Origin of the sequence: Microcoleus sp. LEGE 07076, from assembly GCF_015207455.1 — a bacterium.
Classification (GTDB): domain Bacteria; phylum Cyanobacteriota; class Cyanobacteriia; order Cyanobacteriales; family Microcoleaceae; genus Microcoleus.
In genome coordinates, this window is sequence record NZ_JADEWV010000422.1 from 1 (window position 1) to 2,163 (window position 2,163).

At 47.7% G+C, this 2,163-nt stretch carries 3 protein-coding genes; 2 read left to right on the plus strand and 1 reads right to left on the minus strand.

Annotated elements, in window-relative coordinates; genetic code table 11:
• Both IQ270_RS29870 and IQ270_RS29875 read left to right on the plus strand, forming a co-directional pair.
• On the plus strand, positions 1-210 hold a 210-nt coding region (locus tag IQ270_RS29870; RefSeq protein ID WP_339384204.1), incomplete at its 5' end, for a DUF6753 family protein.
• Positions 211-268: 58 nt separating this feature from the next.
• Positions 269-691, plus strand: coding sequence for a hypothetical protein (locus IQ270_RS29875; protein ID WP_193976717.1), 423 nt, complete (start codon positions 269-271; stop codon positions 689-691).
• On the opposite strand, the gene IQ270_RS31640 is transcribed toward IQ270_RS29875, so the two are convergent.
• Positions 633-1,823, minus strand: coding sequence for a hypothetical protein (locus tag IQ270_RS31640; RefSeq protein ID WP_228056830.1), 1,191 nt, complete (start codon positions 1,821-1,823; stop codon positions 633-635). The genes IQ270_RS29875 and IQ270_RS31640 overlap by 59 nt on opposite strands.
• Between the last annotated feature and the right edge of the window lie 340 nt (positions 1,824-2,163).

Here is a 2,163-nt window from a genome sequence, read left to right on the forward strand (position 1 = left end):
ATTCAGTGGGCAACAAGCAATGAAGGGAAATATGCTCGCCAATTTATGAGCTGGAATCAAGCTTTGTTGAGCGAGAAAGGTGGCAAAAAACTGTGTGAAACTGAGATAAATCGATTGGGGGTGACGCTGACAGTAGAGGGTAAACCTGCACAAAAAGGATTTTGTACTTTGTGGATTCGCTCCCCTCAAGAACGAGAGTTTGTTCCTTGAGGGCAAATACTAAAATCGAGAATGGGATGTAAATAAGTTAGCTTAACAGGAGAAATCTATGATTGCCAATTTGAACAATCAGCCGTTACCTGACCAAAATCAGAAGCAAGTGCAGTCGCAAATATCGGGTGTTTTAGTTGCACTAAACGACCCATTGGATGAGATGGTTTGGGATTACTGTTTGAGTCAAACATACCCAATATCGGAACAGATTAAGATTGTACTGAGTGCTTTCTGGGGACCGTTTGCTGCCAAAAATGCTAGCAAGTCTCCAGAGCGAGTGCGAGCAATAGCTTGTTATTCACTGCAACAATTAGCAGCTCAACAAAAATTGATTGACTCAGTGTTTGAACTGTCCAGTGAATCAACTAAAATTTCCGAAATTATTGCTGTCTTCAAAAGGAAGAATAGTTGTGAGGCACTCAATCAAGCTTGTGTCTGTTCTCAATCTGTTCTAAATACTGCAATTCGGTGGGAGTAAGAGCCGTTGTTCTTTCTAACAAGTTCAGAATTTCTATCTCAAACGGATCGAGATTTCCTAGTTGGTGAAGTCGATCGATGCGATCGCAAATTTCTCGAGTTTCCGGTTGATTGTCTAACGGCACAGCGGTGAGAGCTGAGTGTTTGAAGGTATGCAAATTCATGGCAAGAGTAGGGATGTGCCGCATCCACACGGTAGCCGTTTTCTCGCCCACTGACTGAATGCGCCCCAACCTGCCGTTAACGTCTTGGCGATCGGGCGCGTACACTTCCACCAAGGAACCAATTTTGAGCGTCAGGTGGTGGGCGATGGTAGGTTCACCTTCAGTTTTTACTTGTCGGTCGCGCCCCTGTAAAGTTTTGGCAACTTTAGTTGGGCGGCTCTTAACCTCAGCGGCTAAGGCAATAACTTCTTTTTTGGTCAGTCCAGCAGAGCGATTCAGTATTTTCCACTTCATATCCTCTCCTCCAATAGAACTCAGGGCATCCACAGCTCGAGTAAATTTGGCATCCCGGTAAATCGTTCGGGGGGAAGCTTTGAACCGTTCTCCCAACTCTCGTGCTGTTTTGTCTGTCAAGCTGCCATTTTGACAGCTTGCTCTTTCTGGCACTGTTTTGTCTGTCAAGCTGCCATTTTGACAGCTTGCTCCCTCTGGCACTGTTTTGTCTGTCAAGTGGTCATTTTGACAGCTTGCCGAACGCTTGCCCCCGTGAGATTGCTTGGTCAGCTCGTACCACGTGCCGCGCAGGTAACTAACAGATTCTGGTGTCAAGCTGCGCCGCCCGAGCTGGTTGGCGATCGTCCAGACCTTGACTGCGTTCCGGCTGTCAAAAGATATCTCTACAATTTGGTAGGGTATGCCGTGCGCGGTACATATAGCGTACCTGTTATGACCGTCGATGAGAAGCTTTTCCTCGGCCCAGACTACTAACGGGTCGCGGCATCCTTCCTCCAGAATACTGGCTTGCAGGGCTGCTTTTTCGCCCTTACTTAGGGGAGGGATGAGGGATTGGAATTCACAGTCTATCCGCAGTTCTTCCGCAACGGAGGAGGTGTACACACCAACACCCCCTGGCAAAACGATTAACGGTTGTTGCTCCTGATTGTCGGCTTCTGATTGCATTTGACGCATTCCTGACTTGCTTGTCTCATGCCAATCGCGCCCGCGCTGACTCTTGCACGCAGGTTATGGCTAGGCGCGGGCTGAATTTTCGTTTAATTATTCAACGATAACATAGCGACTGTCGAAAACCGTCAAGAAAATGCGAAAATAGTTGAAAAAGGGAAACGTTATCGACGCTATGCCACCTAGTAAAGGAATCCAGCCTCATCCCAACTCGTTAGCCAATCTCAACCGCTCAGGCGGGCAACCTCGCTATGAAGAACCCAAGAAGCAAAGGAATATCCAGGTAACGTCGGTGGGATGGGAGGGAATTCGCGCGATCGCGATCGAACGAGGATTGAGCCTCAAA